Source organism: Massilia sp. DJPM01 (genome assembly GCF_030348125.1).
Lineage (GTDB): Bacteria > Pseudomonadota > Gammaproteobacteria > Burkholderiales > Burkholderiaceae_D > Telluria_A > Telluria_A frigida.
Map to the genome: position 1 here is coordinate 1 of NZ_JAQOZV010000201.1, position 866 is coordinate 866.

The 866-nt window shown below is 57.4% G+C and carries 1 pseudogene; it reads right to left on the bottom strand.

The window, feature by feature from the left end:
* Positions 1 to 519 (bottom strand): annotated as a pseudogene (locus PO883_RS34660) (flagellin); the annotation flags it as partial.
* Positions 520 to 866: the final 347 nt, after the last annotated feature.

Consider the following 866-nt stretch of genomic DNA (forward strand, 5'->3'; position numbering starts at 1 on the left):
GGCTTCGTTGTTGCCGTAGTTATTGGTGCGGAAGTTGGCGGTGGTGGCCTGGATGCTCTGGCCGGCATTCGCGCCGACCTGGAAGGTGGCGGTACCGAAGCTGCCGTCGAGCAGTTTCAAGCCGTTGAACTCCGAGGTTTGGGCAATACGGTCCGCTTCCGACAGCAACTGGCCGACTTCAGCCTGGATGGCCTTGCGGTCGCCGGCCGAGTTGGTGGCGTTGGACGACTGCACAGCCAGTTCACGTACGCGCTGCAGGATGTTACCGGTCGATTGCAGGGAGCCTTCCGCCGTTTGCAGCATCGATACACCATCGTTGGCATTGCGCTTGGCTTGATCCAGGCCGCGGATTTGCGACGTGAAACGTTCAGAAATCGCCAGGCCAGCCGCATCGTCTTTTGCACTGTTGATACGCAAGCCGGAGGACAGGCGTTGGAGCGAGGTCGACAGGGCGGAAGCCGAGGTGCTCAGGTTGCGTTGTGCGTTCAGGGACGAGATGTTGGTATTGATGACGCTCATGGTATTGCTCCTTGCAATTGCTACTTATTCATGTTGGCTCCGTGCCGTTTGCCTTGGTGTGCCCCTTTGTGCCGGGACAATCACACCGCAGTCCTTATCTATAACGGATTGCGATCTGGAAAGTTTAGGGGGATTTCGGGTGACTATTTTTTATTTTGGGCCTCAAGGCGCGACCAGGCACGGCGCCAGACGACAGCGATGCGCCAAACTTGAGGGCAATAAAAAACTATTTGTCGCCGCAGGAAGGACGCCAGGGAAGACTTCGCCGGGCAGGGCGCCGCGGCTTTATTGCATGTAAAACAAGAATTTACTGCGGAAATGACATTCCCCGGCCAGCCAGGAGCTGG